This window comes from Lentilactobacillus otakiensis DSM 19908 = JCM 15040 (genome assembly GCF_001434145.1).
GTDB lineage: Bacteria > Bacillota > Bacilli > Lactobacillales > Lactobacillaceae > Lentilactobacillus > Lentilactobacillus otakiensis.
Window position 1 is genome coordinate 65166 of the sequence record NZ_AZED01000008.1, and the last position, 26348, is coordinate 91513.

Here is a 26348-nt window from a genome sequence, read left to right on the forward strand (position 1 = left end):
CAATTCAATGGCAATTCTTAGCTTAACTCGCGCTTGGTCAGCTTTAGAGGAACAGACCACGATTCATGTGATCTTGCCAAACGAGGTTCAGAAAAATCAAAAGTTACAGGTACTGTGGCTGCTCCACGGATTAGGAGATAACGGCAGCGGCTGGATTCGTAAGACAAATTTGGAAGTACTGATCAAATATACCAATCTGGCTGTGATCACTCCGGAAATGAACCGCAGTTTTTATATGAATTTGAAAAATGATTTACCGTACTGGGATTATTTAACTCAAGAGGTCATACCGGAAATGCGCAAGATACTACCACTATCGACAGAACCAAAGGACAACTTTGTTGGCGGTGCCTCGATGGGCGGATTCGGTGCCCTGAAGTTAGCTTTCACGCATCCTGATTGGTTCAGTGCAGTGATGCCGATGTCACCAGTGGTGGATTTAACCGAATTGCCAAAGATGATGCCGGATTACCAAGCTATTTTGGACGGAATCAGACCCCAAAAATACTTGGAAAATCTAGCGGAAAGTGTGCTGACTTCCGCACTGAGAAATCTCCGGTATTATTATTGTATTGGGGACCAGGATGTTCTAAAGCCATCGAATGACCAGTTCGTAGAATATATGAAAAATGACTTAGGACTCGATGTCGATTATTATACTGGCACAGGTGCTCACGACTGGTTATACTGGCAAAAGATGTTGCCGGGGATGCTGACGTGGCTGCTTCATGTCAATTTATTGGATGGGAAACCAATTTAAAAAACAGTTGCCAATTTGCATTGGTAACTGTTTTTGTCTCTAGTGTGCTAAAAATCCGAAGTAGCCGATCACGATGATACTCAAGATAATTCGGTACCAGCCAAATACTTTAAAGTTATTGTGCTGGATGTAGTTAAGCAAGAAGCGAATTGCAAAGTAAGCAACGATAAAGGAAACCAGCATTCCGGTTAGCAGAATAGTCGTTTGCAGACCTGTGAAGGCACCACCGTTACTGAAGTATTTATAAACCTTGAGTAGTGATGCACCAAACATGGTGGGAATGGCAAGGAAAAACGAAAACTCAGTAGCAACATATCTTGACGTTCCAATTATGATTCCACCTAAGATAGTTGCGCCAGACCGGGAAGTTCCGGGAATCAGCGAGAGCAACTGAAACATACCAATGATAAAGGCGGTGCTATACGATAATCTACTGAGATCAGTAAACTGAGGTTGCCGGTTTGCGTTCCGGTTTTCGATTACAATGAACAAAATCCCGTAAAGCAATAACATTGCCGAAACGACCTGCCAGTTCATCAAGTGAGCATCCATCCAGTCATTGAACAACAGACCGATCACCACAGAAGGCAACACGGCGACAATCACTTTGAACCAGAGTACCCAAGTTTCATGTTGCTCGACATGAGTTTTTCTTGGCGAGAGGGGATTGAGCTTGTGGAAATAAAGAACCACAACTGCCATGATTGCGCCCAACTGAATCACTACATTGAACATATCTGTGAATTGGGTGGTCTGACTCATTTTGATAAATTCATTGACCAGGATTAAATGGCCAGTTGAACTGATTGGCAGAAATTCAGTAATGCCTTCAACGATTCCTAATATAATTGCTTTGATAATGTCTAACATCATGCCAACTTCCAATCTATTTAATTTATGGGATAAGCATGCCATAAAAGGTGCTTTGAAAGTTGTGATTTACCTATTATTTACAATTTATCCACTTAATCTTTACATTATACGCTTCGATTCGACTTGCTTGCCCAAGCCTATGATTGCGCTTACAATTGCGCTAGTAACACAAATGAGGAGGAAGATATTATGAAGGCATATGGATATGAAAAGCATGGAGATCCAGAAGTTTTTCAAGAGTTTGAAGTTCCCGAACCAGCCCCATCTGCTAACCAGGTGCTCATTCGAACGATCGCAATTGGTTTGAACAATCGGGAGCGAGCTGAACGTGCTGGGGGCTTTGGCGTTATGTCATCACCATATATTCCTGGACGAGACGTCGTCGGTGAGATTATCAAAATTGGCGATCAGGTTTCTGATTTGAGTGTTGGAGAATTGGTCATGACTCACACAGAACGCGGCTATGCTGAGCTGGTACTTGGTGATTTGGATGCAACCGTCGTGATTCCTGATGGGATTACCCCAACTCGGGCGGCTGGCTTAATTACACCAGGCCTGACAGCATACAAAGCTGTTAAATATTTTGCGGATGTTCAGCCTGATCAGACCGTGATTGTCAAAGGTGCTTCTGGTGGCGTGGGTTCACTAGCAGTTCAGATTGCAACTGATTTGGGGGCCAATGTGATTGGCATTGCATCCAGTCATAATAAGGACTACGTTGAATCCATCGGGGCGACTCAGTTTGTTGCCTATGATCAAACTGATCCAGCAACAGAGTTGGCCGATACTGGTGATGTTGTTCTCAACACGGCAATGAATGGTGCCGGTACCGACGATGACGTGAAGATAGTGAAGCCGGATGGTGTTATTGCCAGCGTCGCTCATAATTCACCCGTCACGGATAAGCCATTGAAATTTGCCCACATTCATCCAACAGATGCGATGAGTGATCGCGAAGCCATGCAGGCGGTCATTGAGCTGATGCGTGAGGGTAAACTTGATATTAACATTGGGTACAAGTTACCATTTGATAGAGATGGGTTTGTTAAAGGCCACCAGTTGCTGGAAGAGAAGCATGATGGTCGGGTAATTATTGTTCATTAGACTTTTTTGTAAGTTAAGAGCCGAACTTCCTTGATAGTGGGAGTTCGGCTCTTTTTTGGTTAAATTTGGATTTAGTTTGTGGTTGGTTCACTGTTGGTTGGCTGAAACGTGTTCCGACGCAACTGATGCTAACTTCTAAGGATGCTTTGACCAAAACCCGAAACCCGGGTTTTAATCAAAGCACCCTTAGAAACCGCATCTCCCGGGTCTCGTCGCACTCTAATCAAAGTGTCTCCACTCCCTATCCATCAATGCTCGGGCGACAAACAAGCCCATCGGTAGGAAGATGATAATCAGTGCTGCCTTTGTCAGCCAGAGTGCGCCGACGCTGATTTGATTGATTCCGATGCTATACACCGCTCTGTAAATATACAATCCCGGAACCATGATTACAATTGATGGGACGGTCAATGAAATTCTTGGGTATCCGTTATATCTGTTAACTAACGAAGCAATTAGGCCAGCGACTAATGCCGCGATGAAGGCTGCTGCTGCTGGTGGAACGCTCGTTAGGTCGACCATTTCCAGTCTCAATGTGTTGGCAACTGCTCCGATTAATCCGGCAGTCATTGCCATTTTTTGTGAACTGTTAAACATAATCGAGAAGCCGTAGACCCCACAAAAACTGGCGGGAATCCGCAACAGCATGAGCATCAATGGTGATAATCCTAAAGGGAGAAAGTTTTCTGGTCGGAAATCGAACAGAAGCGCAACCAGCCAGCCAACGAGGGCTGCAACGGCCGTAATCATGATAGCGTATGCCATGCGCTCTAATCCCGATCGCATATCTAATTTGGAAATATCCAAGAAACTGGTGATAAACGGAAATCCGGGAATCACGAACAACATGGCGCCAATATAACCAGCTTCATGTTGCGCCAAAATTTGGAAGTTGGATTCAAATATTTTGAATGAGAACATGTAGGCGAGACAAGCGATCGCCACTGCAATTGAAATGCTGGCAATGGTCGTGATGTGTTGTTTACCCATGGAGCCACGGAAATATTGACCAATTCCAGCACCGATAAAGGAACAGATCATTTCAGGAATGCCACCGCCCAGCAAAAAAATAAATCCGCTGCAGGCCAATGCTGCTGCAAATCCCGAAATGATCGGACTGTATTGAACGGGTCGTCGCTCAATTTCACTGATCTTGGTATGAATTTGTTTGACGGTTGCTGTGCCAAAGTCTCGTTCAAAATAGTTCACAAAATTTTCTAACGTATTCAATTTATCAGTGTTGACACCCGTATTTGGTAAAGCGAGTACTTGCGAGTAACTGTGATCGTTGATAAAACAGGTAAATTGAAGTGAACTCAGGCCGATATCTGCTGAACAGGTGAGGCCAAGCACTCTGGCGACCGTATTCATAGCGTCACGAACCCGCCAGGCTCCGGTTCCACAGGAAAGCATCACAATACCAACTCGGCCAACAATAGAAGCCCGTTCCCTCAAACCGGCTTCTTTGGCAGGAACAGACTCATCAGTGGTAAACGATTTCCAAGGAATCGTCATATGATGATTCTGAGATAAATGGAATTTTTTCGGTACATTTGGTTGCTGGCTGTTTGCCATGATTTCCTCCAGAATACTTTTTAAATCGGTAAATGCATACAATATTGTATTATATGCGGACTGTGAAACAACTTTCAAGTTGGTAAGGGCTTACAGTTGGAAGTTTAATTAATTGGCAAATAAAAAATCCCTGATGTGGGCATCGGGGATTGGTGTTTCGCTGTTTTACTGTTATTTTGTTGAAACGTGCTCCGACACAACTGACACTGCGATCTAAGATTCTCGGGTTAAAATCCAAAACCGGGATTTAAACCCGAGAAGCCTTAGTTCTCCGTGTCAAACCGTTGTTTGTCGCACTCTATTCAATTGACACCAACTGCACATTACTAGCGCCATCCACCAGCCGGATATTTCCCAATAGGCTGTCGATAGTACCGGTGAAATGGCTCAAGTCCAATGAAATCACGATACTGGCGATGTTATGAATCGGGATGTTTTGGTTAATCGTCAACACGCTGGCACTGGTTTCCGAAATAGTTGTCAGGACCTTTGACAAGATTCCCCGTTGGTTTTCGAGCATCAAAGAAATGACGGCTTTTCGATCCATCATATTTTCTTCCGGCAAAAACACCAGGTCCTTATATTTGTAGAAAGTTCCTCGACTAATGCCGACAACCTTGACCGCTTCACTGACCTGCTTGACTTTGCCGCTCTCCAATAATTGACGGGCGTGAATCACCTTGTCAAACGACTCTGGGAGAATTGAGCTATCAACGATGTAATACTTTTCCACGTTCACTTACCTCACTCACTACGCCGGTCGAATCAACCGCCATCTTGCGGACATTCCATTTTGGGAATGCCGCTTTGGCATTGGCTACGATTTGATCAGCGTTCTTTTCATTTGCAGTGATAGCCATCATGGTCGAACCACTGCCGCTAATGTACATGGTACCGCCAAACTGTTCTGAAATATTCTTAGCCTGGCTGTAATCTGGAATTAATTTGGCGCGATATGGTTCGTGCATCCGGTCGTCACAAGCTTCATGAATCATGTGGATGTCGCCGATTTCCAGAGCCTTGGTCATGGCAGCGCAGTGGCTAACTTGGTGAATTGCGTCCGCGTAACTCATTGATGTTGGTAATACCTTTCGTGCGGCATGCGTACTAACCTCGTAATCTGGAATCAGGGCAACAAAGTGCAGCTTGTCGCTGACACCGTACTGAATGATTTCCGGTTGATTCTGATCATTCAGAAATGACACGCACAATCCACCAAGAATGGCGGGGGTGACATTATCCGGATGGCCTTCCATCTCAGTGGCCAGGACCAGCAGTTGATCCGTTGAAATGGCATTGTCATACCAAACGCTGGCAGCCTTCAAGCCGGCAACAACGCAGACAGAAGAACTACCAAGACCGCGGGCAACCGGAACATCGCCCTCAATATCGATTTTGACATCCGGCACCGGCTTGTCTAAGAAATCACAGCCCTTAACAAATGCTTGATAGACCAAGTTATCTTCATTTTGAAATTCTTTCGGAGATCCGGTGATTACTAAATGCTCTAAACTTTTATCAAATGCAATCGTTGAATAATACGATACTGCCAAGCCGAGGCAGTCGAAACCGACGCCGACGTTGGCACTAGTTGCTGGCACTTTGATCTTTATCATAGAATACCTCCTCAACTTTTTGTTTTACATAATCAGTCATTTGATCTTTTTGAATCACACTTTCGTGGCGGACAGGCAAGTCCCAGACTTTTTGCAGGTTATCCGGAATTGGTTCATTGGTTGCTTCATGCAAATCCTTCATCACTTGTTGGACATCATCTGAAGTCTCGGGCAGAACCGCATTAGCCACCGCATTGACAAATTTGTATGGGCTGGCAGTGCTCAACAGGATCATCGGTGTGTCAGGATCGATCTTCTGATAGTCGCGCATGACCTTGTAACCAGCGGCGGTATGTGGATCCATCAAATAGCCGTTTTCTTCGTAAACCTCAGCAATTGAGCTCTCAATGTCAGCATCAGTGCTGTACCCACAATAGAAGTCTTCTTGAATATTGGCCAAAACTTCTTTAGAAACTTCATACTTACCGCTGTCTTCTAAATCATCCATCAGCTGTTTCACATATTCGGTATCTTCGCCACTCTTATAGTAGAGTAACCGTTCAAAGTTGCTAGAGATTTGAATATCCATACTTGGGGCGACTGTCTGGAAGAACGGACGATTACGGTCATAGACACCGTGGTTGAAGAAGTTAGCCAAGACGTTATTTTCGTTACATGCCACGACAAACTTGTTCACGGGCAAGCCAAGCATCTTTGCATAGTAACCGGCCAAGACATCACCGAAGTTTCCGGTTGGCACGGTGAAGTTCACTTTCTCGCCAACTTTAATCGAGCCGTTGTTCACCAGTTGTTTGTATGAATCGAAGTAGTAAACAACTTGGGGGATCAGCCGGCCGATGTTGATCGAGTTGGCACTGGATAAGCTGACGTCATCACCGAGTGACTTTTTCAAATCAGCATCGTTAAAGATCCGTTTGACATTGGTTTGGGCATCGTCAAAGTTACCTTCGATGGCGGCAACTTTGGTATTATTCCCGCCAGTTGTGATCATTTGCAGCTTTTGAATCTTGCTGACACCACCATCGGGATAAAAGACGATGATCCCCATGTTGGCCAGGTCCTTAAAGCCTTCCAGGGCAGCCTTACCAGTGTCACCACTGGTAGCCGTTAAGATCATTACCTTATTATTGTCGGTTAAAACATGTTTCATTAATTGAGGTAACAATTGCAGGCCGACATCTTTAAAGGCACTCGTTGGCCCGTGGAATAGTTCCAAGACGTGGAAGTCATCCACATCGACTACCGGGGTGATCTTTTGCGTATCAAAACTGTCTTGATATGCGGCGGAAATACTTTCATCAATTTCATCGGCTGAGAAGTCCGGTAAGAGGATTGTGAGGACTGCTCGGGCGATATCTTGATAATTTAATTTTAATAATTTTTCGAAGTTTACTTGGAGTTTTTCCAAGTCAGGATAAACGAAGAGACCCTTGTCATCAGCGAAGCCCTTCTTGATAGCTTTCTTGGCTGAAATTTGTACTGAACCGTTTCTGGTACTCGTATAATATTTATTCATCAACTTTACTCCTTGCATTTCTATGATTTATATGATAATCTGTTTTCATGTTAAATACAAGTGTTTATTATTTGTGAACACAAGAAAATTGGAGGTTGAAGCTGTGAATATTGCGATATTAGGATTCGGGACAGTTGGTTCCGGCGTTTACAAAATTATTAAAAATGCAAAGCGCCAAGCCCAAAACCTCCATGTAAAGCATATTTTAATCAGAAAGAATAAAAAACCGGATTTACCGGAAATGACTGATAGTATTGATGAGATTTTGAACGACAAGGATGTCGATGTGGTGGTCGAAGTCATTGGTGGCATCGAGCCTGCCCATCAATACATAGTGGATGCGCTGAAGCACAAGAAACACGTGATCACCGCTAACAAAGCTGTGATTGCGCAGTATATGGATGAATTTACCAAGGTGGCTGCTGAAAATGACGCCAAGTTCTACTTTGAATCAAGCGTCGGTGGTGGGATCCCATGGATTCAAGGTTTGGAAAGAGCATTGCGAGTCGACGATGTGAACAAGATTCATGGAATCTTCAATGGAACGAGTAATTTTATCCTGGATCAGATGCATCGGACCGGTAAGCCGTTTAACGACGTCTTGATGGAAGCTCAACAATTAGGATATGCTGAAGCCGATCCAAGTGCTGATATCGACGGTCTCGACGTTGCCAACAAATTATGTATCAGCGTGGACATTGCTTACGATCTCTTCATTAGACCCACCGACGATTTGCCAATCTTTGGAATTCGGAATATTACCGAAGATGATATGACGCATTTTGATAAGTTGGGAATGACCATTAAATTAATGGGAAAGAGTCATCAGCGTGGAGATGAATTCGACTACGTGGTTGAACCGACCTTGTATTACGGCGACACCCTTGAAGCCCATACCCGTGACAATTACAATTTGATCTCTCTAATTGGGGAAACCATTGGCACCTTGAAGTTTATGGGTCAGGGAGCTGGTCAATTACCAACTGCCAATGCGGTAATTCAAGATATTCTCGATATTTTCCAAGGCAAGGAACATTTGAAGCGCGAGTTCAAGAGTACATTCAAGTTCCAACCTAATTTGACCAAGAATAATTACATTGTCAGATCAGAAATCGATTGCTCGCAGCTGTTTGGCGACTTTGCCCCCGAGCTTCGTGGCGACTACCTAGTCGTTCACGACATTCCGGTGGGCGAGATGCACCGATTGATGAGACAAGTGCTACAACGCGATGAAACCGCGTTTATGGCAAGTTTACCAACTAAGAAAGGAGGAGCAGTAAAATGATAGTAGCTAAATTTGGTGGAAGTTCAGTTGCAGACGCGGGCCAGTTCAAAAAGGTTCGTGCAATCGTTGAAGCAAATGCAGATCGAAAAGTAATCGTGGTGAGTGCCGCAGGTAAGAGTGATAGTGAGGCCATTAAAGTCACCGATTTACTGATTCAAGTGGAAAAATTGAGAGACGCGGGTGAAGATTACATGCCAGTGTTCAATCACATCCAAAGTCGATTTGTTGGAATTAGGGATGCACTTGGTTTGAAGGTGGCGATCGAAACCGACTTGAAGAAGATCGGCAAACAGATTCCAACTTGCAGCCATGATTATCTGGTATCCCGTGGTGAATTTTTAACTGCCAAATTAATGGCTGACTTTTTGGGCTACCAATTCATTGATGCTGCCCGCTTCTTGGTATTTGACCAAAACGGCGTTAACTACGGTGAATCAATCAACCGGCTTCGTGACTTCATGAGCTATGATGATCATATTGTGGTTCCTGGATTCTACGGTGTTGACGAAAATGGGTTGACTCACTTGATGCCTCGCGGAGGAAGTGACATTTCCGGTGCCTTGTTGGCAAACTTTGTTGATGCTGACTTATATGAGAATTGGACTGACGTTTCTGGTATCAAGATGGCTGATCCGCGGATTATCAATAACTCCCGTAAGATCAACGAACTTACTTATGAGGAACTTCAAGAACTGTCCTACATGGGCATCAGCGTCTTCCAAGAAGAAGCTATTCAACCGGCTAAAGAAAAGCAGATTCCGATTGCAATTTTGAACACCAACCATCCTGAAGAAGATGGAACGTTGGTTGTCGATTCCGCAGACCACAAGTCTCACCAACTGGTAACAGGAATTGCCGGTAAGAAAGATTACGTTGTGATCTCCATTCAAAAATATCAATTAAACAAACGTCTCGATGTGATGGCCAAGGTTTTTTCCGTCATTCAACGATTCAATGTTAAATTTGATTACGTTCCAGCCGGTACTGATTCCGTTCGTTTCCTGGCAAAACGTGCAGATGTTGACGGCCAATTAATGGCGATCGTCAATGCATTGAAGTCAGAATGCGACTTGGACAGTGTGAAGTTGGAAAAGAATATTGCCATGGTTGCCGCTGTTTCCTCACAACTTGGTAAACGGCCAGCGATTGCTGGTAAGATTCTTGACCTTCTCGATAACAGCCAAATCAAAATTCATTTGGTAGTTCAAGAAGGTAGTGACATCAAGGTTGTTTTCGGGGTTGCCAATAGCGACTACGAAAAAACCATTGAGAAGATTTATCGGAGCACTGCTGTAAGTGCGACCAGGCTTAAGATGGTAATATAGGTGCACGCAAATAGGAAGCTGGGACAAAAGTGCAAACTTTTGCCTCAGCTTTTTAGTGGTTCCATTATTACTTAGTCGAAACGTGCTCAAATCGGCTGATCCCGGCCATTTAAGGGATCAAAACGCCTCTTTTCCCACTCTCTTTTGCTTTACTTGATGAGCTGAATGATAGAATTCAGAATCTCGTCCCGACTACTTTCTTCTCTCACCAATAAATAGAAATCACGAACGAAATGTTCGCCAAGAGATTCAACAGGAACATTTGCCGGCAGATCCTTATCAGAAAGCAGTGCCTGGCCAACTCCTTGCGCCACCATTCGGCGGATCAAGCCACTGTTATTGACGTGAATGAGCTTGGCTGGCTGGACATCAGCTTCTCGGAAATACTGTTCGGTGTAGTAGCCAATCCCGGAACCGGGTTCTCTGGTAATCCAGTTACCATTGTCGACACCGGCTTTAACTAACTGATCTTTGCCGATCGAAATTCGAGAAATGTTTTCGGTGACCAACGGTTTTTCGATGATCCCGATATCAATTTTATAAGTCTCTAATTGATTTAAGACGCCCTCAGAGTTGGAGACGGTGACGTCAAAATCGAGATTGGGAAGGGATGTTACTAACTGATTGGCAATCTTGGCAAACAAAATTCGTGAAACGGTTTGGGAAATGCCAAACTTGACCTTTTCGTTGCCCTCAGCGCCCAAGCGGGTGATTTGATCGTTGACGTCCTGCCAGTTCTTAAGGATTTTGCCAGCACGTTTGTACAGCAGTTTGGCGGCTTCTGTGGGCACAATCTCACGTCGGCTCTTACGTTCGAACAGCTCTGTGTGTAGTTGTAACTCGAGCTGCTTGATCTGATTAGAGACCGTTGGCTGGGTGATGAACAGCTGTTGAGCAGCTAACGAAAAACTGCGGGTTTTATAGACGACCATGAAGGTTTCCAAGAATTTGAACATGTTGTCGGCTCCTTATAGATTTCATTTATAATAAATATACATAATATCAATTTTATTTATTCTACCACACATGCTATTATTAAGCTCATCTAAGAGAGGAGACGACCGCATGAAGTTATTTTTGAAGAAGTTACCTTTACCAATTTGTGGATTAATACTTGGAATTGTGTCATTGGGGAATTTATTTAAGACCATTGGGTTACCAATCGTCGGGAACGCATTTGGAATTCTATCAATCGTACTAATTCTCCTGGTGATCGCAAAGATTGGGGTTCATTTCAAATTAAGTCTCAATGATTTAAATGATCCGATTATTGCATCAGTTGCCCCAACCTTCACGATGTCCCTGATGATTATCAGCACTTTTCTGAAATCATGGGGCATTCCAGTATTACCAATTACCGTTTGGACATTCGCAGTGATTTTGCAATTCGTTATTATGGGTTATTTCATTTATCGCCATTTACTACGTCCAACCGTTGAACTCGATCACGTCTACCCAAGTTGGTTTGTACTTTTCGTTGGGATCGGGGTTATCCCGGTAACAGCCAATAACTTCATCCCAGCAGTCGGCACACCGGTCCTTTGGTTGTCATTAGGACTATATGCCATCCTGCTGCCAATCGTCTGCATTCGCTTGTTAAGACGTGAATTCATGTTCGAAGCTACTTTGCCTTTACTGACAATCATGGCAGCCCCGGCATCACTTTGTTTGACCGGCTACTTGTCAATGAATGCCAACCCATCATGGGGCTTCTCACTGGCAATGGTTCTGTTGGCTCAAGCATTATACTGGGGAACTTTGACTAAGATTTTCAAATACGTGCGCTTATCTTTCTACCCTAGTTTTGGCGCCTTCACTTTCCCATTGGTGATCTCAGCTACTGCCTTAAACTTATTTAATAACAGCTTCCACATGGCAAACGGCCTGAACTCAATCATTGGAATGGTCGCAAACTTGGAAATCACAATCGCAACCTTCATGGTTGTCTTCGTGGTGATCAAGTATGGGCAATTCCTGGTTAATCTTGCCAGCCAAGCAACTGAAACTAAAAAAGTGACTGTCTCTGAAGATGAGACAATTACCAAATAAACCAAAAAACGGAAACCAGTCACAAACTGGTTTCCGTTTTTTAATTTACATATCAAAGGCTTTTAAATACTGAACCGTTCCATGAACCCCATCCAGCCCGCCATCGATAAGCGGCTTAGCCATAAATACATCATCAGGAACCGGCATTGGTGACTTGATGCCAAATTGACTTGCCTTTTGATAGCCGAACTTTGGATAATAGTCTGGCCAACCAGTGACAACAATGAACTTATAGCCAAGTTTGATTGCCCGGTTGTCGAGCTCGCCAATAATCAAACCGCCAACGCCGGATTTTTGGGCGGCCGGGGCAACTGCCAAAGGTGCTAAAGCCAGTCCGGTTGCTGAAGTGTCGCCGTCCACAACTCGAACTTCGCTCAACAGGCCATGGCCAAGTAATTGAACACCATTTTCAGCAACTACTTCCAGTCGTTTTTGATAAGTGGGATCTTCCCGAATTTTATCCACTAATTCGGCTTCGTGACGATATCCGTTTGCCGTTTTTGAAAACGCTGTTCGGATCAAGTCACTCACAGCAGAGTAATCACTTTGGCGAACTGTTCTAATCATCAACATGCAGACACCCCTCCAATTCAACTTATGTATTTAATCCTAGTCTCATTTTTTATGATCTGTATGGGTAATGTACGATGCTGCACCGTAACAGACGATCAAAATAACTAAGCCAACACTTACCAATGGAACAGCGACTGTCCGGTTGCCCATAATCAAGAAGATCACGGCAGCAATACACATTACCATTGAAATTAAGCCTGCAAACCCAATTAATGCCCGCATTTAATTTACCTCCATAAATTATCTAATACATCGAGTATAACCGAAAGTACCACCCAATTTCAAAACTTTCAAAAGATTTTTAAACGCCCAGATCCATTGATAAGATGGCATTTTAATGAGATTTCTCTCATAAAAATTTAAAAAGGTTGTTGACAGACTCTCCGTTCATGAGCTATAGTTCATTCAACATTTAAATACGACTAATTGATTTGGTCCGGTGGATTAGAATCCTAGCTTTACAAAGAGAGTGCCTGGTTGGTGTGAGGGCATTAAAACTCCGATTTGAAAGATCGAATTCGATAAGTTCACTTTTCGAGGTGAGATGGTAGCACCCATTAACGTGCGGGCGTATCGGAAGTTTTCTTCCTGTACGCTTCGAGGAGTTGTTTGTGAGAATAACTCAAATTAAGGTGGTACCGCGTTAACTTAACGTCCTTTGGTTTTTATAACCAGAGGGCGTTTTTTTAGTCGGATTAATAAAAAATAAAAGGAGTGGTCATTATGAAGTACGGTATTATTGGCGCAGGAGCAATGGGAGTTAGGTATGGCGTAATGTTACAAGAAAACGCCGGAGTCGACGTTGATTTCATCGATACTTGGGAACCCAACGTTGACAAGATTCGTCAACAAGGTGGCGTTACGGTTGCCCGTGATCACGAAAATCGGCGGGTTGTTCCAATCAACATTTACTATCCAGAAGAATATACAGGCCACCCAGACGTTTGGATCGTCTTTAAGAAGCAAATGCAATTAGCTGAAGAACTCGAGCGCGACAATAAAGCTGGCATCTTTCATGATGATCAATATGTTTTCTCAGCAATGAACGGCATGGGCCACTTTGAGAAAATCGCAAAGTATTTTCCCAAAGATAACATCATTTGTGGGACCGCGATGATTGCCACTCGAATGGATGGACCTGCTGATATCGACTTTATGGGAGCTGAAGGCGACGAAGTCATGCACATGGCGCGTTACAATAACGAAAAGCCAGATACTAAGACCAAAGCCATTTTCGATGATTTCACCAATGCCAAATTAGGACCAGTCTTCGCTGATGAATGGAAAGGCATGTGCATGTCAAAGGTTGTCTTCAACGCCGTGACCAACACATTATGTACAATGTTTGAAATGCAAATGGGTCAATTTATCGAATATCCTGGTGTACGTAAAATGTCTCAGCAATTATTTGATGAAGCTTACGATGCTTGTGAGCGGGCTGGCATTTACTTGATCGCCACTCGTCAAGAACAAGTTGATTCAGTGATCACTGTAAGTAAGGAATACAAGTATCACTATCCATCAATGTATCAAGACTTCTCAAAGGGTCGGCCAACCGAAGTTGATTATATCAATGGTTACATTGCCAAAATCGGTCGGGAACATGATTACGTCTGCCGAACGCATGAGTTTGTTGTTCAGGAAGTTCACATGGCAGAAATGATGCGGAAATATCACAAACCACAAACTAACGTTGCAGATAAGAACGACGATTCACAAAAGGCAGGTGTTCGCGTATGAGTTTCCAATTTTCAGAACGGGTTCCCAAAAACGATAGCGATCCAGTCGGCGACATTTTAAAGGTTGCCGGCAGTCCAGATGTCATTTCCTTTGCTGGTGGGTTACCAGCCCCGGAATTATTTCCCATTGAGGCTTTAAAGAAAGTTACCAACCAAGTTTTTGATGAAAGCGGTCGAGAAGCTTTACAGTACGCCTCCGCAATTGGGTATCCGGCTTTACGTCAGCAGATCGCCCAACGGATGAACAAGCAGGGCATCAAGGCAACCGTTGATAATATCATGATTACCACCGGTTCACAGCAGTCAATCGACATCACAGCTAAAATGTTTATCAATCCTGGTGATACAGTGATTGTCGAGAAACCAACCTACCTCTGTGCCTTAGATGTATTCCGCAGTTACGGTGCCCATATTGTTGGCGTTGAAATGGACGAGGATGGCATGAAGATGGATCAATTAGAGAAAGCCGTTGCTGAGAATTCGAACACTAAATTTATCTACACGATTCCTAATTTCCAAAATCCAACTGGCAGAACCATGTCCGCTGAACGCCGTAAGCAGATGATTGAAATTGCCAATAAATATGACATCATGATTATGGAAGATGATCCATACGGCGCCATTCGATTTGCGGGCGACGACATCGAACCAGTGAAGTTCTATGACAAAGAACAACGTGTGATTTACTTAAGCACGTTCTCTAAGATCTTAGCACCTGGCTTAAGATTAGGCTGGATCGTCATGAATAAAGATTTAATGCCCAAGTACAGCGTGATGAAACAATCCGCTGATGTGCATTCAGATAATTTAACGCAACACATTGTTGCCAAATTTATGTCCGAATACAACATTGATGAACATGTTGACAAGATTCGCAAAGTCTACCGTCAACGTGAAAACGTCATGATGGCGGCCATCGAGAAGTATTTCCCAGCCGGCGTTAACTACAGTCATCCTGAAGGCGGTCTGTTCATCTGGGTCGAAGTTCCCGGTGACGTTGACACGATCAAATTATTCAACACCTGCATTAAGCATAATGTGGCCTTTGTACCAGGCGAACCATTTTACCCCGATAAGGTCACCCCGGGCACATTCAGATTGAATTACTCCAACATGTCTGAAGATCAAATTCAAACCGGAATTGAGCGCTTAGGCAGTGCGATTAAAGAAACGATTGAACAAAACGAAACATCCAGTGTGGCTCAGCATTAATCGAAGATTCCTTAAGGGGGTTGATACCAGCATTTATATATAGAAAATTGACCAACTCAGAAAACGATCGACATAGTGATGATTGCAGGAGAATCCTGACACATAGTATAGAAGAAACATGAGAATAATATGATGAAATGAAATTGGAAGTTCCCGCAGGCATGTGGGGACTTTTTTGATACATAAGCTTCATTTAAGTTCCCCAAAGTAAACTTCATTCATCAACTAAAAATGAATGGAGGATTCAAAATGGATATTTTAAAAATGGATGCAACTGAATATTGGGAAGATTTTATGAGCCGCAATCAGGTTCACCACGCAAACTTTGAAACCTGGTCATTCACGGATCGACCGAACTCAGCTGATATGTTGGTTGAAATGGTTGTCCGTGGACAGAAAACCGCATACAGCTCCTGGTTTGATTTTTATGACGCTGATCAGGTTGTGCCAACAGTCGGTGATTACCGGATGATACTACGGCAGAATGGTGATCCAGCCGGGATTGTTCAATTGAGAGTTGTCGAAATCGTTCCGTTTAAGTGGGTTTCACAAGAACACGCCTATTTGGAAGGTGAAGGGAACCGCTCACTGAAGTATTGGCGTCAGCTGCATAAGCAACTATTCCGTAAACAGGCCAAATTTCGTGGCAAGTCGTTCTCACTGGAAAGCCCAGTTATTTGTGAGGTATTCGAGGTGATTGATCTCCCACAGATTTAATTGTCTCACCCCCTTGAATAAATGATAGTATATTAGTTGCGAGTTAATTCGACTGCTAATAAATTCTATGGGGGCAACAAGGTGAAATCCACAGCTAACGAGCAAAATGATAATGCTAAAAAGCATCCATTTCTAGTCATTACCATTGTGGCGTTCATGACTTTCATGGGTGTTCTGACGGAAACTTCAATGAACGTCACGTTTCCAACTTTAATGAAACAATTCAACATTTCGCTGCCAACGGTCCAGTGGGTGACGACTGGGTATCTGTTGATGGTGGCTTTGCTAACAATAACGTCGGCCTTTTTAAAGCGGCGATTCACAAATAAGCAGTTATTCGTCTCGGCGGCGTTGCTGTTCATTACTGGTGATATTATGTGTGGTCTTGCTCCCAGTTATTGGGTGCTGCTGGTCGGCCGATTGATCCAGGCAGGATGTGTTGGCCTCACTGGTCCTTTGATGAATAACATTATTTTGGATATTGTTCCACCCCACAAATTAGGTACCTACATGGGGATGGCGAACCTGATTGTTTTGGTTGCGCCAGCACTGGGGCCAACGTTTGGTGGAGCCGTGGTGTCCTTTGCCAGCTGGCGGATGATTTTTTGGATCACCGTTCCGATCACGTTAATTTTGTTAGTGCTGGGAATTTTTATTATCAGACAGTATACGCAGACCGAACGTTATGAGTTTGATTGGTTGCGGTTTGGTGTCCTGGCAATGGGGATGATCACCTTGCTGTTAGGCTTTAACATCATGGGTCAGCCAGGTGTCCTAGTGAAATTTCTTTGTTATATGGTCGTCAGTCTGGCACTTTTCGTTCTTTTTGGGTGGTTGTCAAAACACAGCCACAAGGCCTTATTTAAACTTTCGGTCTTCAAGCGGCCGGTATTTTTGTTCAGTTTCCTACCATATATATTTCTCCAGTACTCAAACATCGGCCTGAATTTCATGCTGCCAAGTTATGTTCAAATGGTCAACGGAGCGACCGCTTTTATTGGTGGACTGATTCTGTTGCCCGGCAGTGTGCTCAATGGATTAGGACAGCCGATTTATGGTTGGATGCTCGACCGTTTTGGCGGTAAGCTGCCGCTATATCTTGGTAATTCACTATTTCTGGTACCAATCGTGATCATGATGGTCATGGGCCAGCAGATGTCTGTTCTGGTTGTAACAATTCTGTATACAGTCTTTGCAACTGGCCGCTCGATGGCTTTTGGAAATAGTATGGCATATGGATTGAAACATTTGCCTAGAAATGAGCAACAGGACGCAAATGCCATTTATGGAACAGGAAATATGTTGGCTGGATCACTTGGAACCACGGTAATCGCAACAATGATGACCTCAATCCACATTGCTAATTTTTCACGTGTTCAAAACATTGTGGCAGGTAGTCGATTGGCATTTGGGATGTTGGCACTATTTGGTGTGATTAACTTTTTCTTGTTTAGGAGATTGTTTAAGAGTAGCAAGTAATAGAATGCTTGAGAATAAACTAAGCCAGCCAAATGGCCAAGGGCCGTTCCAAAAATTATCATGGCAATGTGGTTGTTTATCTCTCGGATTTTGATAATACTAGTGATTATCTAAACTACGTCAAAGATAATAATCATCAAAAATTAGCCAGAGAGATTATTAAGTTGTTCCCCAATACACCAGTTGACTATCAGCTTTCATATTATGCTGCGGAAAACTATGGTATCGAACGTGACCCGGGATGGGATGGTGATGACTTTGATCCCGATCCAGTTAAAGGATACACGGATATCGTGTCGTTCAAACCAATTGCCAACTATTTAATGAATCATCGAAATGAATCAAATGCTAAAAAGTTGGCTGGCGTCAAAAAATTACTCGCAAAATCAGGTTATCCAGCTGCCAAGCGGGATAACCTGTCCGGGTATCATCTGGGAATCTACATTGTGAACAATGTTAAGACTTCCCAATCCATAACAGATCATTCCAAATTGAACTGGTATGGTCTAATTATTGGAAAGCCGTCGAGCTGAGTTAGCTCTTGGTAGTTTCGGGGGTTAGATAAATAGTTTCATATGAATCTACAAATTAAGAAGGCATCCCAAAATCTCTGATTAGATTTTAGGATGCCTTTTTACTATCTTTCTTAAGCTATATGAATAATTTTTGAACTAGAACTAAATGTTTACAAGTGAATTTCAGTTGAATAGAATCAGTTTTTGCTCGTTGACCTGATATTCCCCAGCGTTTGCTTAAACGCTTCTTGAACCTTGTGATTGTTGAGCATTAAGAAAACCACGACTAGTTCGATGATTCTTGTGATGATGATAAATTCTATCTCGTACGAAGACATAGAGCCGGAGAACGGACCACCATTTGTCATCGGGTAGCCGATTAAATCAATCATTGAATGAAGTGCCACAACAATCCAAATGTTTCCTGTATACAGTGTGATTACACTAAAAAGCATACCAACACCAAATGCAGCAAAGATTTGTAAGAACGTTTCAATAATGCTCTGACCGTTCAATATATTGGATGCATGGGAAATACCAAAGAGTCCAGAGCTTATTAGTATGGCTACTAGGATGCGGTTCTTATCCGATTTGATCTTTGCCGTCAGCAAAGCCCAAAGAGCAATGTACCGAAACATAAATTCTTCCTTGAACCCAGTCCACACGATCATCAATGTAATCCCGACTAAGGATGTTTGACCCAGAGCAAGATCAAAATGGCCAAATAGTCGTGCCCAGCTTCCTGCATTCATCCCAAAATTCAATAACGCGGTAAATATAGTTAGAAGTAGCCACCAGTAACTGACCTTTGAGTTGATTCCTAACTTTGGGAGCTTGTAACCCCAAGCTTTCATTGTATATATTAAAATCACAAATATCGAGATGATGGCAAATGGAACAATTGGTGCAGTGTATGAAAACTGAAACCCGAATGTTTTCGATGTAATAGCAATTGACGTGAACGATAATGTGAGTACATATGCGGTAAGTATTCGTAAGGTAATTCCAGATGTTGGTACAATTACCAATTGAACGTAGGGAATAAGCAAGAAAATAAATACGACAAGTGAAATAATTAATACTGTCCACTTTTGAATGCTTAGTGTCCCAATGAATGGATGTGCAAGAATTGATATTGCACTCATAAGTGTGAAAGGGAATAATGCAACTAAGATGATTCTCAATAAGTTATTCACTAATGCAGCAAGACGCTTTGCGGGTTCCGCTTGAAGACAAGTCCCGAACACAAGCGATATTCCAGCAATGATAATTTCCTTTTGTGGTGACTGTGAGCTACTACTTTTAAGCAGAAATGCAGTACCAATGATGATGAACGCCAAGAAGCATTCTAACTTGAAAACTAGAAGCATTCGATTTTTGGTCAATTTAACTATCTCCTATTATTTGCTTTGACTTGTGGTGCCCTATTCATTTGCTTCATTATCTGACACATACTCCAAAATGTCCCCCGGCTGACAATCCAAAACTTCACAAATCTTTGAAAGGGTTTCAAAGCGAATCCCCTTGGCTTTGCCAGTTTTAAGGATTGATAAGTTGGCGGGGGTAATGTCGATCTCTGCAGCTAACATTTTTGAAGTAATGCTTTTATCCAGTAATACTCTGTCTAAATTTACTTTGATCAAAGATATCACCGCCTAAACAATTTTGTCGGAGTCTTCTTGCAGTTGAATACCATATTTGAACATGATATAGATCACGTAGAAGGCAAACCAAATTAGGAGAGACGTCCCTTCACTTCCCTGGTCCGGAGAAATTGATGATGAGTTTATATTAAAGGCACTCCCTAATACGTCACCGCAATAACTCGTCAGAAGCATGCCACCATAACCCCATAGGATTCCCTTCATGTATTTTAAATTCACGGGTTTAAAGTAAATGGTCTGGCGGACATTTGAAATGAGCTTGAATACCGAGAAGGAAACCAGTGTGATGAATCCCAACATAAGTAAAAGAAATATGAATGATAGCAAAATGACCCAAATGTTTGACGAGCCACCAATTCCGCTGATAATCTCATGAACAACGCCATTTCGTGATGCGGGGATGAGCAAATAGGCAATTCCTGAAATAACAAAAATGATTCCCAAGGTCCCAAAAGCAATAACAAGGGAGGCTAAACTTAATAGACTGATAATGTATAGAAAATTTATAAATGTGCCTGGTTCTTTCTTAATCATAATAACCACTTTCCTTTCGATATTATTGTATCGCAGAAACAAATTATTGCAAGACAATAATTAATTATTGCCTCGCAAAAATATCATTCACAAAAAATACCCCCAAGTTTTTCAACTTGGAGGTATTCAATAATGACTCAATTTTTAACTTAAATCTTCAAAAAGTCTGGACTCTTATATTCCGGATTTGGATAGTGGTAGAATCCTTCGCCAGATTCCATCCCCAACTTACCTGCATCAAGCAGTTCCTTCAACTTGTCAGCAAGGATCTGCGCATTTTGATCGTTGTCAGCCTTGGCTTGGGCTGAAGTAATGTTGTAAGCAGTCCGAATTCCGACGACGTCCAAGATGGCAAATGGTCCCATTGGTGCACCGGTGGCTGCCATCCAGGTCTTGTCGATCATTTGTGGATCAGCAACTCCTTTAACCCAGAGACCTTCACCCGCACTCAGCAGTGGAATTAATAGAGAGTTCAAGATGTAGCCGGGTTGTTCTTTCTTCAACTCAATTGGAATCATGCCGATGTTACGGGCAAATTGGACGATTTCCTTGTAAATAGCAGGATCAGTCTTTGGTGAGCCCATGATTTCAGCGGTATTGTTCAGCCATACTTGGTTGGCAAAATGCATGTTCAAGAACTGACCTGGCCGGCCAGTGTCTTCCATGAACATACTTGGTACCAAAGTTGATGAGTTGCTGGTGAAGATGGCCTCTTTTGGTGCCATTTTGGCAATCTTAGTATAGAAGTCCTTCTTAATATCCGGACGTTCTGGAATGGCTTCGATGACCAGATCAGCATTCTTCACTGCTTCCGCTAAGTCCCAAGTATAACTAATTCGTGACAAACCGGCTTCAAAATCGGCATCCGTGGCAGCTATGTCATGCTTATACATGTGACGCAGCCCCTTGATCCGCTCTTTAGCCGTGTTAATTGCATCCTCGTTAATATCATAAACAGTCACATTAAATCCCTTAAACGCGGTTTGGAAAGCAATCTGGCTTCCCAGAACACCACTACCTGCAACCGTTACGTTTTTGATTGTCATGGTTAAATCCCCCTTATTAAATGAAAGCGGTTACGTGATTCACCTTAATTATAAGTGGTCGGGTATGGAAAGCAATCAAATGCATTCTTAATTCTATTTCCTTGCTTTCACTGTTAAATAGGCTTATATTGACCGCGAAATCAAAGGGGGAATTACTATGTTTAATTGGGAAACATTCGAACCAGACGAGTACAGCCGCGATCCAGAACCAAGTTTTGTGGATCTGACCACACGAAGTTATGTAACCGCTGAGGGGCATGCGACCAAGCATACGGATGACCCCGACTTTTTGCGATTGGCCAATGCTGCTGCTGAAGTTGCCAAGACGATTAGTGGCGGCCCTGATAAGGGGATTCCGGTAGAAGGCTTTAAGGAATACCGACCATATCCACTCCAAGCAGTTTGGACGGACACAGGGGATGGTGAGGATTTCAAGATCTGGATTAAGCAGCCACTGTTCATTAATGAAAAGGACTTTGACGCAGCGTTAACTCAGATTGATTTCTCAGACTTTGATCTAGGTGAAATTAAATTTGAGCGCTTAGCTGAAGGCATCGAAATTCAGACGGTCAATACTGGGGCCGTGACAACCGAAAGCGAAGCACTGAAGGTATTGACTGACACCATTCAGAAGCAAGGCTTTACCCGACTGCATGATGACCAGCACCGGGAAGTCTACATCGATGGCGTGCCGGTGGATTCCACTAAATTAGTTTTGGTCCGGTTGGCGATTGATGCGAATGGGAAGCAATTGCCGGGACTGGTGCATAATTAAAAGTTTAAGAGCACGTCTTTATCTTACATTCCAAAAAATGAGCTTAAACGTAAAGTCATACTAACCAGATTAATTTCTGCTTAGTATGGCTTTATGATTTTCTAAAATAGTAATTCATTAATATCGCAATGAAAGATCTGACTCAACTTAACCAAGTTTTCAATATCGGGATAAGTTATATTGTGTTCCCATTGGGAAACGGCTTGGCGAGTTACGCCCAGTTTCTTAGCGACGGTCATTTGCGAAACTTCACGTCTGTTGCGGATCTTTTTTAAGTTAGCACTTAGATTGATCATAACGCCTCCAAATCTAGTATGGCATATTTACATTTAATCATACTTATGTGAATATTTTGTGAAGTTTGGGAAATTATCTCCACGCAAGTAATGCTTTCTTGTTTTCTATGTGGATTTTGTTGATAATACAAACCAAACGATTCATTATCAGGTTTGGAGGCCGCCACTTGCTATCATCAGAAATCAGCGCAATTAAAAATTCAAAAATCAGTCGCAAAACCATTTATTACACAATTATAATGATTCTGCTGGGAGAATTCCTCACCTGGAAATCGTATTTTTTCCAGTCAGTTGCCGGCTATCCACATAGAGTCCCAGCGTCCCAGATTATTAATCCACCGACAGCAGCATTCCTCTCATTGAATTCTTCGGGAGAGTTTCTGCAGCTCATTTTGATGTTATTAATGCCAATGTTTCTAATCTTGATCACGATTCAACGGTCAATTGAGCGAAGTCAGGACAATAGCACTTTTGTCCTGTATACTAGAATGGGAAATTTAAACAAATCACTGATTAACGGACAGTTGGTACAGTTTACGATTTTCACGCTGCTCTACATTGCCTTATTTGCTGGTGATTTTCTAATAAACATTGTTCTCTTTCATAGAGGCACCAGTTTTAAAGGGGTGGAGGATGCGACCATCAATTCTCATCTATTGAGTTTGGAACTATCACATCCTTACTTAACGTATCTTATTTTTATCTTCGTTGTTAGTGTGGCTTTTGGAATTTATGCCGTCGTCACTTATGTGCTCGCATTGAGTTTAAGGAAAACATTTTTAGTCTACCTTGTTTCATTGGGACTTTGGATTATGATGTTTGCATTGCCTTATAGTTCGTCATATTTCATGCAGCCATTTATCGAGTATGACTGGAAAGAATATGGTTTATCTATGCTAAGTTATTTGGTTATTTGTGGGGCAGTTATACTGGTTGGCAACTGGATTGTTCGGCTACAAAGCCACCATATCTATGCAAAGTAACCTGCAGTGTGAAATGAAAGGAGCGCCAATGACAGTTGAATTAGTGAATGTTTCTAAGACAATCATGCGGAACCAAGTTTTGGATCATGTGTCGTTTCATTTTGATTCGCCAAAGATATACGGTGTGACTGGTCGAAACGGGTCCGGAAAAACGATGCTAATTAGAGCAATCGCCGGGCTGTTGATTCCAACGTCAGGGCAAGTGATCGTCGATGGTGATGTTCTCCATGACAAAATCGATTTTCCTAGTAGTATGGGTGTCACGATTGAGAATACAACATTTCCCAGGGATCTTACCGGGTTTCAGAATTTGGTGTCATTGTCTAAAATTAAGAAAACTGCAACAACGGCGGATATCAAGGATGCATTTAGGAAAGTTGGGTTAAGCGAGAATGACTGGAACACAAAGGTTGCCAACTACTCCCTAGGAATGCGTCAGAAATTAAGTATCGCCCAAGCAATTTTTGAGAAACCGAAGTTGCTTCTGTTGGATGAACCAACGAATGGCTTGGATGAAGAAAGTACTTGGATTCTAAGAAATACACTCAAGGTAATTGCCCATGCGGGAAGTACTGTCATTCTCGCTAGCCACGATAAAGAGGACATTGCATATTTGAGCGATGAAGTGATTCAGATAGATGGTGGCAAAATTGTTAATAATTAATTCCCAATGACCGTTGCAGGTACCGATGCAGCGGTTTTCTTTTGCCCTAAATATAAAATAATGAGTCTTTCACTTGTACTTTTGGATGAATGGAGTTATAGTGTAATAGTAAAATATAACACTAGGGAGGTGGCACAATGAAGTTCGATGACAAGATCCCAATTTACTACCAGATTAAGAACTATATTTATCGCCAGATCATCATTGGCGAATTAGCACCCGGCGATAAGCTCCCGGCCGTCCGCCAATTAGCCGTGGATTTGACCGTCAATGTGAACACCGTGCAGCGTGCGCTGGGCGAACTGATTTCAGAAAAGATTATTGAACCCCAACGAGGCAAAGGCAACTTTGTGACTGAAGATAAACAAACGATTGAGAAACTCAAAAAACTATTGATTACAGACCAACTAAAAGAATTGTATGAGAACCTCCACAAACTGAATGTGACAGACCAGGAAATCCTGAACTATTTGCAAGATTATATTAACGAAAGAAAGCAGGTGCAATCATGACGAACACGATTGAAATTAAGAATTTGAATTATCGCAAGAACTATCGCAGCATCCTGGAAGATGTTAACTTGAACATTGAATCTGGCAAGACGGTGGGGCTGCTTGGAGAGAACGGCGCCGGCAAGACAACGTTGATGCGATTGATTGCCGGAGTTGCCAAAGGTGCTTCCGGCAGCATTACCGTTGCTGGTAAGAATGGCGTACCAGAAAAGAAATCATTTATCAGCTTCAGTGAGCAGTTGGATGGGTTCAATCCCAGCATGCGAATTGATAAGATCATTCGCTTCTATGAAGACGTCTACCCAGACTTCTCCACTGAAAAATATAACCAGATGGCCGGATTCCTGCAGATCGATGAAGGTTTGCGTTTATCTGCCTTGTCTAAAGGGATGAAAGAGAAACTGGTTATCGGTTTGACGTTATCACGAGATACCAAAGTCTATCTGTTAGATGAACCCTTTGGTGGGATTGATAGCATGTCTCGTAAGAAGATCATCCAAAGCATTATCAAGTGGAAGAGCGACGATGCGGTGATTCTGGTTTCCGATCACTATGTTTCCGAAATTGCCAGCATCCTCGACGAAGTGGTGATCATCAAAGACCGGACGATCTACACGCAAAAGAGTGCCGAAGAAATTCGGTCAAAATACGCTGAAGGAATTGAGCAATACTACGAAAGTATCTATGAAGGGAATGACACAAATGACTAGTTTCTATAATTTATTGAAATCATTATCTCGGCCCAAACTTCGAATGATGAATCGGATCCTGTTAATTGATGTCATTGCCATTGTATTGACACTGTTGTATCAAGTTTACCGTGGTGATTTGACGTCCGATAGCCCAATTGGAATTGCCCTATTTTACTCAGTCTTTGTTGAAATGGTTGCGTTTGTCGTCCTTTCGCGGAATAGTGAGCACGTCTTTGTGAGTGACTCATATCGATTGATTCCCGCCAGCGATACAAAACTCTATAGTGTTAACCTGCTGTCATCGTTCATTGCAATCTTCTATGCAGGGTTTGTCCAGTTGTTTTTCTTCCTACTGACCTCAATTCCATTCTGGAATGAAGTCATGGATTCATTAAAACAATTTGCTCATTATAGCGCTGACAAACCGAACTTTATCCCGAATCTGATCTATACTTCAATCGGTGGCCTAGTCCTTGGAATTGCTGCAACTATTCTGCTGTGGACATCAATCACACTGATTCATTTGACCGGAAATGCGTTGACCGCTTTTCTGCCGGATTCACGTCAGAAGTTCTTTAGATTTATCTTGTATGTGGTCGTGATTGTTGCGTTCTTATACATCTCTTCGATTGTTGTCAATCGGGTTGATGGCGTCTTGAATCACTTCTTTAATCTAAACGGTGATACGATTGCCAGTCTTTACTATGCGGCGGTTTATCTGCTGGGATTTGCTGCTTTGGAATCGGTTGGGAGTGTCTATCTCTTGAAACGTTGGGTAGAAACTGGCGACTAATCCTTAATGAAATACCTGTGGGGCTGTGACAAAACTAATGTTTTGTTCACAGCTCTTTTTTTATTTTTATATAGCCAGAACGTGTTCCGA

General features: G+C 42.7%; 29 protein-coding genes. 16 read left to right on the forward strand and 13 right to left on the reverse strand.

Translation table 11 applies throughout. The features are described from left to right. The first annotated feature begins 7 nt into the window (after positions 1-7). On the forward strand, positions 8-760 hold the full coding sequence (locus FD05_RS03120; RefSeq protein ID WP_020281692.1) for an alpha/beta hydrolase: 753 nt from the start codon (positions 8-10) through the stop codon (positions 758-760). A 39-nt stretch (positions 761-799) separates the two neighbouring features. On the opposite strand, the gene FD05_RS03125 is transcribed toward FD05_RS03120, so the two are convergent. Further along, entirely contained in the window at positions 800-1630 is an 831-nt protein-coding gene (locus FD05_RS03125) for an undecaprenyl-diphosphate phosphatase (RefSeq protein ID WP_039933143.1), read from the reverse strand. A 192-nt stretch (positions 1631-1822) separates the two neighbouring features. On the opposite strand from FD05_RS03125, the gene FD05_RS03130 reads away from it, so the two are divergent. Further along, positions 1823-2737 (forward strand): NADP-dependent oxidoreductase, encoded by a 915-nt coding sequence (locus FD05_RS03130; protein WP_020281694.1) that lies wholly within the window; start codon positions 1823-1825, stop codon positions 2735-2737. A 219-nt stretch (positions 2738-2956) separates the two neighbouring features. Here FD05_RS03130 and FD05_RS03135 read toward each other — a convergent pair whose 3' ends face one another. From FD05_RS03135 to thrC, 4 genes are all read right to left on the reverse strand, one after another. Beyond that, positions 2957-4312: a threonine/serine exporter family protein gene (locus FD05_RS03135; protein WP_020281695.1), complete on the reverse strand. Its 1356-nt coding sequence runs from the start codon at positions 4310-4312 to the stop codon at positions 2957-2959. A gap of 298 nt (positions 4313-4610) precedes the next feature. Beyond that, a complete protein-coding gene (locus FD05_RS03140) occupies positions 4611-5045 on the reverse strand; it encodes an ACT domain-containing protein (protein ID WP_020281696.1) in 435 nt (144 codons plus the stop codon). Beyond that, on the reverse strand, positions 5023-5928 hold the full coding sequence (gene thrB / locus FD05_RS03145; RefSeq protein ID WP_039933145.1) for a homoserine kinase: 906 nt from the start codon (positions 5926-5928) through the stop codon (positions 5023-5025). The genes FD05_RS03140 and thrB overlap by 23 nt, the downstream gene beginning before the upstream one ends. Next, positions 5900-7405, reverse strand: coding sequence for a threonine synthase (gene thrC / locus FD05_RS03150; RefSeq protein ID WP_020281698.1), 1506 nt, complete (start codon positions 7403-7405; stop codon positions 5900-5902). The genes thrB and thrC overlap by 29 nt, the downstream gene beginning before the upstream one ends. A gap of 103 nt (positions 7406-7508) precedes the next feature. On the opposite strand from thrC, the gene FD05_RS03155 reads away from it, so the two are divergent. Together FD05_RS03155 and FD05_RS03160 are read left to right on the forward strand one after the other, a co-directional pair. Continuing rightward, positions 7509-8690 carry a homoserine dehydrogenase gene (locus FD05_RS03155; protein ID WP_039933146.1) on the forward strand — a complete coding sequence of 394 codons (1182 nt, stop codon included), beginning with the start codon at positions 7509-7511 and terminating at the stop codon, positions 8688-8690. Further along, positions 8687-10015 carry an aspartate kinase gene (locus FD05_RS03160; RefSeq protein ID WP_020281700.1) on the forward strand — a complete coding sequence of 443 codons (1329 nt, stop codon included), beginning with the start codon at positions 8687-8689 and terminating at the stop codon, positions 10013-10015. The genes FD05_RS03155 and FD05_RS03160 overlap by 4 nt, the downstream gene beginning before the upstream one ends. Before the next feature lie 149 nt (positions 10016-10164). Here FD05_RS03160 and FD05_RS03165 read toward each other — a convergent pair whose 3' ends face one another. Continuing rightward, complete coding sequence (locus FD05_RS03165; protein ID WP_020281701.1) at positions 10165-10971, reverse strand: LysR family transcriptional regulator; 807 nt, start codon at positions 10969-10971, stop codon at positions 10165-10167. A gap of 109 nt (positions 10972-11080) precedes the next feature. On the opposite strand from FD05_RS03165, the gene FD05_RS03170 reads away from it, so the two are divergent. Beyond that, positions 11081-12064, forward strand: a complete 984-nt coding sequence (locus FD05_RS03170) for a TDT family transporter (RefSeq protein ID WP_020281702.1) — start codon at positions 11081-11083, stop codon at positions 12062-12064. Between the two features lie 45 nt (positions 12065-12109). Here the strand turns inward: FD05_RS03170 and FD05_RS03175 are convergent, their stop codons facing one another. Then, entirely contained in the window at positions 12110-12637 is a 528-nt protein-coding gene (locus FD05_RS03175; RefSeq protein ID WP_020281703.1) for a GNAT family N-acetyltransferase, read from the reverse strand. A gap of 42 nt (positions 12638-12679) precedes the next feature. Next, positions 12680-12859 carry a hypothetical protein gene (locus tag FD05_RS03180; RefSeq protein WP_020281704.1) on the reverse strand — a complete coding sequence of 60 codons (180 nt, stop codon included), beginning with the start codon at positions 12857-12859 and terminating at the stop codon, positions 12680-12682. Between the two features lie 501 nt (positions 12860-13360). On the opposite strand from FD05_RS03180, the gene FD05_RS03185 reads away from it, so the two are divergent. The 5 genes from FD05_RS03185 to FD05_RS03205 all read left to right on the forward strand — a co-directional run bounded on the left by FD05_RS03185 (position 13361) and on the right by FD05_RS03205 (position 18317). Beyond that, positions 13361-14377, forward strand: a complete 1017-nt coding sequence (locus FD05_RS03185; protein WP_020281705.1) for a ketopantoate reductase family protein — start codon at positions 13361-13363, stop codon at positions 14375-14377. Further along, a complete protein-coding gene (locus tag FD05_RS03190) occupies positions 14374-15588 on the forward strand; it encodes an aminotransferase-like domain-containing protein (RefSeq protein WP_020281706.1) in 1215 nt (404 codons plus the stop codon). Before FD05_RS03185 ends, FD05_RS03190 begins: the two co-directional genes overlap by 4 nt. A 249-nt stretch (positions 15589-15837) precedes the next feature. Further along, a complete protein-coding gene (locus FD05_RS03195; RefSeq protein ID WP_020281707.1) occupies positions 15838-16305 on the forward strand; it encodes an ASCH domain-containing protein in 468 nt (155 codons plus the stop codon). Positions 16306-16386: 81 nt separating this feature from the next. Then, on the forward strand, positions 16387-17784 hold the full coding sequence (locus FD05_RS03200) for an MFS transporter (protein WP_039933148.1): 1398 nt from the start codon (positions 16387-16389) through the stop codon (positions 17782-17784). A 32-nt stretch (positions 17785-17816) separates the two neighbouring features. After that, the gene (locus FD05_RS03205; protein WP_020281709.1) at positions 17817-18317 is read left to right on the forward strand and encodes a hypothetical protein; all 501 of its coding nucleotides are present in this window, start codon (positions 17817-17819) and stop codon (positions 18315-18317) included. 179 nt (positions 18318-18496) lie between these two features. Here FD05_RS03205 and FD05_RS03210 read toward each other — a convergent pair whose 3' ends face one another. From FD05_RS03210 to FD05_RS03225, 4 genes are all read right to left on the reverse strand, one after another. Continuing rightward, positions 18497-19684, reverse strand: a complete 1188-nt coding sequence (locus tag FD05_RS03210; protein ID WP_223602615.1) for a CPBP family intramembrane glutamic endopeptidase — start codon at positions 19682-19684, stop codon at positions 18497-18499. A 39-nt stretch (positions 19685-19723) separates the two neighbouring features. Beyond that, positions 19724-19942: a helix-turn-helix domain-containing protein gene (locus FD05_RS03215; protein WP_039933151.1), complete on the reverse strand. Its 219-nt coding sequence runs from the start codon at positions 19940-19942 to the stop codon at positions 19724-19726. A gap of 12 nt (positions 19943-19954) precedes the next feature. Continuing rightward, complete coding sequence (locus tag FD05_RS03220) at positions 19955-20497, reverse strand: hypothetical protein (RefSeq protein ID WP_020281712.1); 543 nt, start codon at positions 20495-20497, stop codon at positions 19955-19957. 149 nt (positions 20498-20646) lie between these two features. Beyond that, positions 20647-21543 (reverse strand): 3-hydroxyacyl-CoA dehydrogenase, encoded by an 897-nt coding sequence (locus tag FD05_RS03225; RefSeq protein ID WP_020281713.1) that lies wholly within the window; start codon positions 21541-21543, stop codon positions 20647-20649. Between the two features lie 157 nt (positions 21544-21700). Here FD05_RS03225 and FD05_RS03230 point away from each other — a divergent pair, with 157 nt between their 5' ends. Further along, the gene (locus tag FD05_RS03230; RefSeq protein WP_020281714.1) at positions 21701-22318 is read left to right on the forward strand and encodes a hypothetical protein; all 618 of its coding nucleotides are present in this window, start codon (positions 21701-21703) and stop codon (positions 22316-22318) included. A 101-nt stretch (positions 22319-22419) separates the two neighbouring features. On the opposite strand, the gene FD05_RS03235 is transcribed toward FD05_RS03230, so the two are convergent. Further along, the gene (locus FD05_RS03235) at positions 22420-22614 is read right to left on the reverse strand and encodes a helix-turn-helix domain-containing protein (protein WP_020281715.1); all 195 of its coding nucleotides are present in this window, start codon (positions 22612-22614) and stop codon (positions 22420-22422) included. Positions 22615-22781: 167 nt separating this feature from the next. On the opposite strand from FD05_RS03235, the gene FD05_RS03240 reads away from it, so the two are divergent. The 5 genes from FD05_RS03240 (at position 22782) to FD05_RS03260 (ending at position 26258) form a co-directional block, all read left to right on the forward strand. Beyond that, positions 22782-23597: a hypothetical protein gene (locus tag FD05_RS03240; RefSeq protein WP_039933154.1), complete on the forward strand. Its 816-nt coding sequence runs from the start codon at positions 22782-22784 to the stop codon at positions 23595-23597. 28 nt (positions 23598-23625) lie between these two features. Continuing rightward, the gene (locus tag FD05_RS03245; protein WP_020281717.1) at positions 23626-24261 is read left to right on the forward strand and encodes an ABC transporter ATP-binding protein; all 636 of its coding nucleotides are present in this window, start codon (positions 23626-23628) and stop codon (positions 24259-24261) included. A 137-nt stretch (positions 24262-24398) separates the two neighbouring features. Continuing rightward, a complete protein-coding gene (locus tag FD05_RS03250; RefSeq protein ID WP_020281718.1) occupies positions 24399-24773 on the forward strand; it encodes a GntR family transcriptional regulator in 375 nt (124 codons plus the stop codon). Next, entirely contained in the window at positions 24770-25483 is a 714-nt protein-coding gene (locus tag FD05_RS03255) for an ATP-binding cassette domain-containing protein (RefSeq protein ID WP_020281719.1), read from the forward strand. The genes FD05_RS03250 and FD05_RS03255 overlap by 4 nt, the downstream gene beginning before the upstream one ends. Continuing rightward, on the forward strand, positions 25476-26258 hold the full coding sequence (locus tag FD05_RS03260; RefSeq protein WP_020281720.1) for a hypothetical protein: 783 nt from the start codon (positions 25476-25478) through the stop codon (positions 26256-26258). The genes FD05_RS03255 and FD05_RS03260 overlap by 8 nt, the downstream gene beginning before the upstream one ends. Positions 26259-26348 lie beyond the last annotated feature (90 nt).

Coding starts and splice junctions, on each gene's coding strand:
- FD05_RS03120 (WP_020281692.1), top strand. CDS start 8: ATGGCAATTCTTAGCTTAACTCGCGCTTGGTCAGCTTTAGAGGAACAG.
- FD05_RS03125 (WP_039933143.1), bottom strand. CDS start 1,630: ATGTTAGACATTATCAAAGCAATTATATTAGGAATCGTTGAAGGCATT.
- FD05_RS03130 (WP_020281694.1), top strand. CDS start 1,823: ATGAAGGCATATGGATATGAAAAGCATGGAGATCCAGAAGTTTTTCAA.
- FD05_RS03135 (WP_020281695.1), bottom strand. CDS start 4,312: ATGGCAAACAGCCAGCAACCAAATGTACCGAAAAAATTCCATTTATCT.
- thrB (WP_039933145.1), bottom strand. CDS start 5,928: ATGATAAAGATCAAAGTGCCAGCAACTAGTGCCAACGTCGGCGTCGGT.
- thrC (WP_020281698.1), bottom strand. CDS start 7,405: ATGAATAAATATTATACGAGTACCAGAAACGGTTCAGTACAAATTTCA.
- FD05_RS03160 (WP_020281700.1), top strand. CDS start 8,687: ATGATAGTAGCTAAATTTGGTGGAAGTTCAGTTGCAGACGCGGGCCAG.
- FD05_RS03165 (WP_020281701.1), bottom strand. CDS start 10,971: ATGTTCAAATTCTTGGAAACCTTCATGGTCGTCTATAAAACCCGCAGT.
- FD05_RS03170 (WP_020281702.1), top strand. CDS start 11,081: ATGAAGTTATTTTTGAAGAAGTTACCTTTACCAATTTGTGGATTAATA.
- FD05_RS03175 (WP_020281703.1), bottom strand. CDS start 12,637: ATGTTGATGATTAGAACAGTTCGCCAAAGTGATTACTCTGCTGTGAGT.
- FD05_RS03180 (WP_020281704.1), bottom strand. CDS start 12,859: ATGCGGGCATTAATTGGGTTTGCAGGCTTAATTTCAATGGTAATGTGT.
- FD05_RS03185 (WP_020281705.1), top strand. CDS start 13,361: ATGAAGTACGGTATTATTGGCGCAGGAGCAATGGGAGTTAGGTATGGC.
- FD05_RS03190 (WP_020281706.1), top strand. CDS start 14,374: ATGAGTTTCCAATTTTCAGAACGGGTTCCCAAAAACGATAGCGATCCA.
- FD05_RS03195 (WP_020281707.1), top strand. CDS start 15,838: ATGGATATTTTAAAAATGGATGCAACTGAATATTGGGAAGATTTTATG.
- FD05_RS03205 (WP_020281709.1), top strand. CDS start 17,817: ATGGCCAAGGGCCGTTCCAAAAATTATCATGGCAATGTGGTTGTTTAT.
- FD05_RS03220 (WP_020281712.1), bottom strand. CDS start 20,497: ATGATTAAGAAAGAACCAGGCACATTTATAAATTTTCTATACATTATC.
- FD05_RS03225 (WP_020281713.1), bottom strand. CDS start 21,543: ATGACAATCAAAAACGTAACGGTTGCAGGTAGTGGTGTTCTGGGAAGC.
- FD05_RS03230 (WP_020281714.1), top strand. CDS start 21,701: ATGTTTAATTGGGAAACATTCGAACCAGACGAGTACAGCCGCGATCCA.
- FD05_RS03235 (WP_020281715.1), bottom strand. CDS start 22,614: ATGATCAATCTAAGTGCTAACTTAAAAAAGATCCGCAACAGACGTGAA.
- FD05_RS03245 (WP_020281717.1), top strand. CDS start 23,626: ATGACAGTTGAATTAGTGAATGTTTCTAAGACAATCATGCGGAACCAA.
- FD05_RS03250 (WP_020281718.1), top strand. CDS start 24,399: ATGAAGTTCGATGACAAGATCCCAATTTACTACCAGATTAAGAACTAT.
- FD05_RS03255 (WP_020281719.1), top strand. CDS start 24,770: ATGACGAACACGATTGAAATTAAGAATTTGAATTATCGCAAGAACTAT.
- FD05_RS03260 (WP_020281720.1), top strand. CDS start 25,476: ATGACTAGTTTCTATAATTTATTGAAATCATTATCTCGGCCCAAACTT.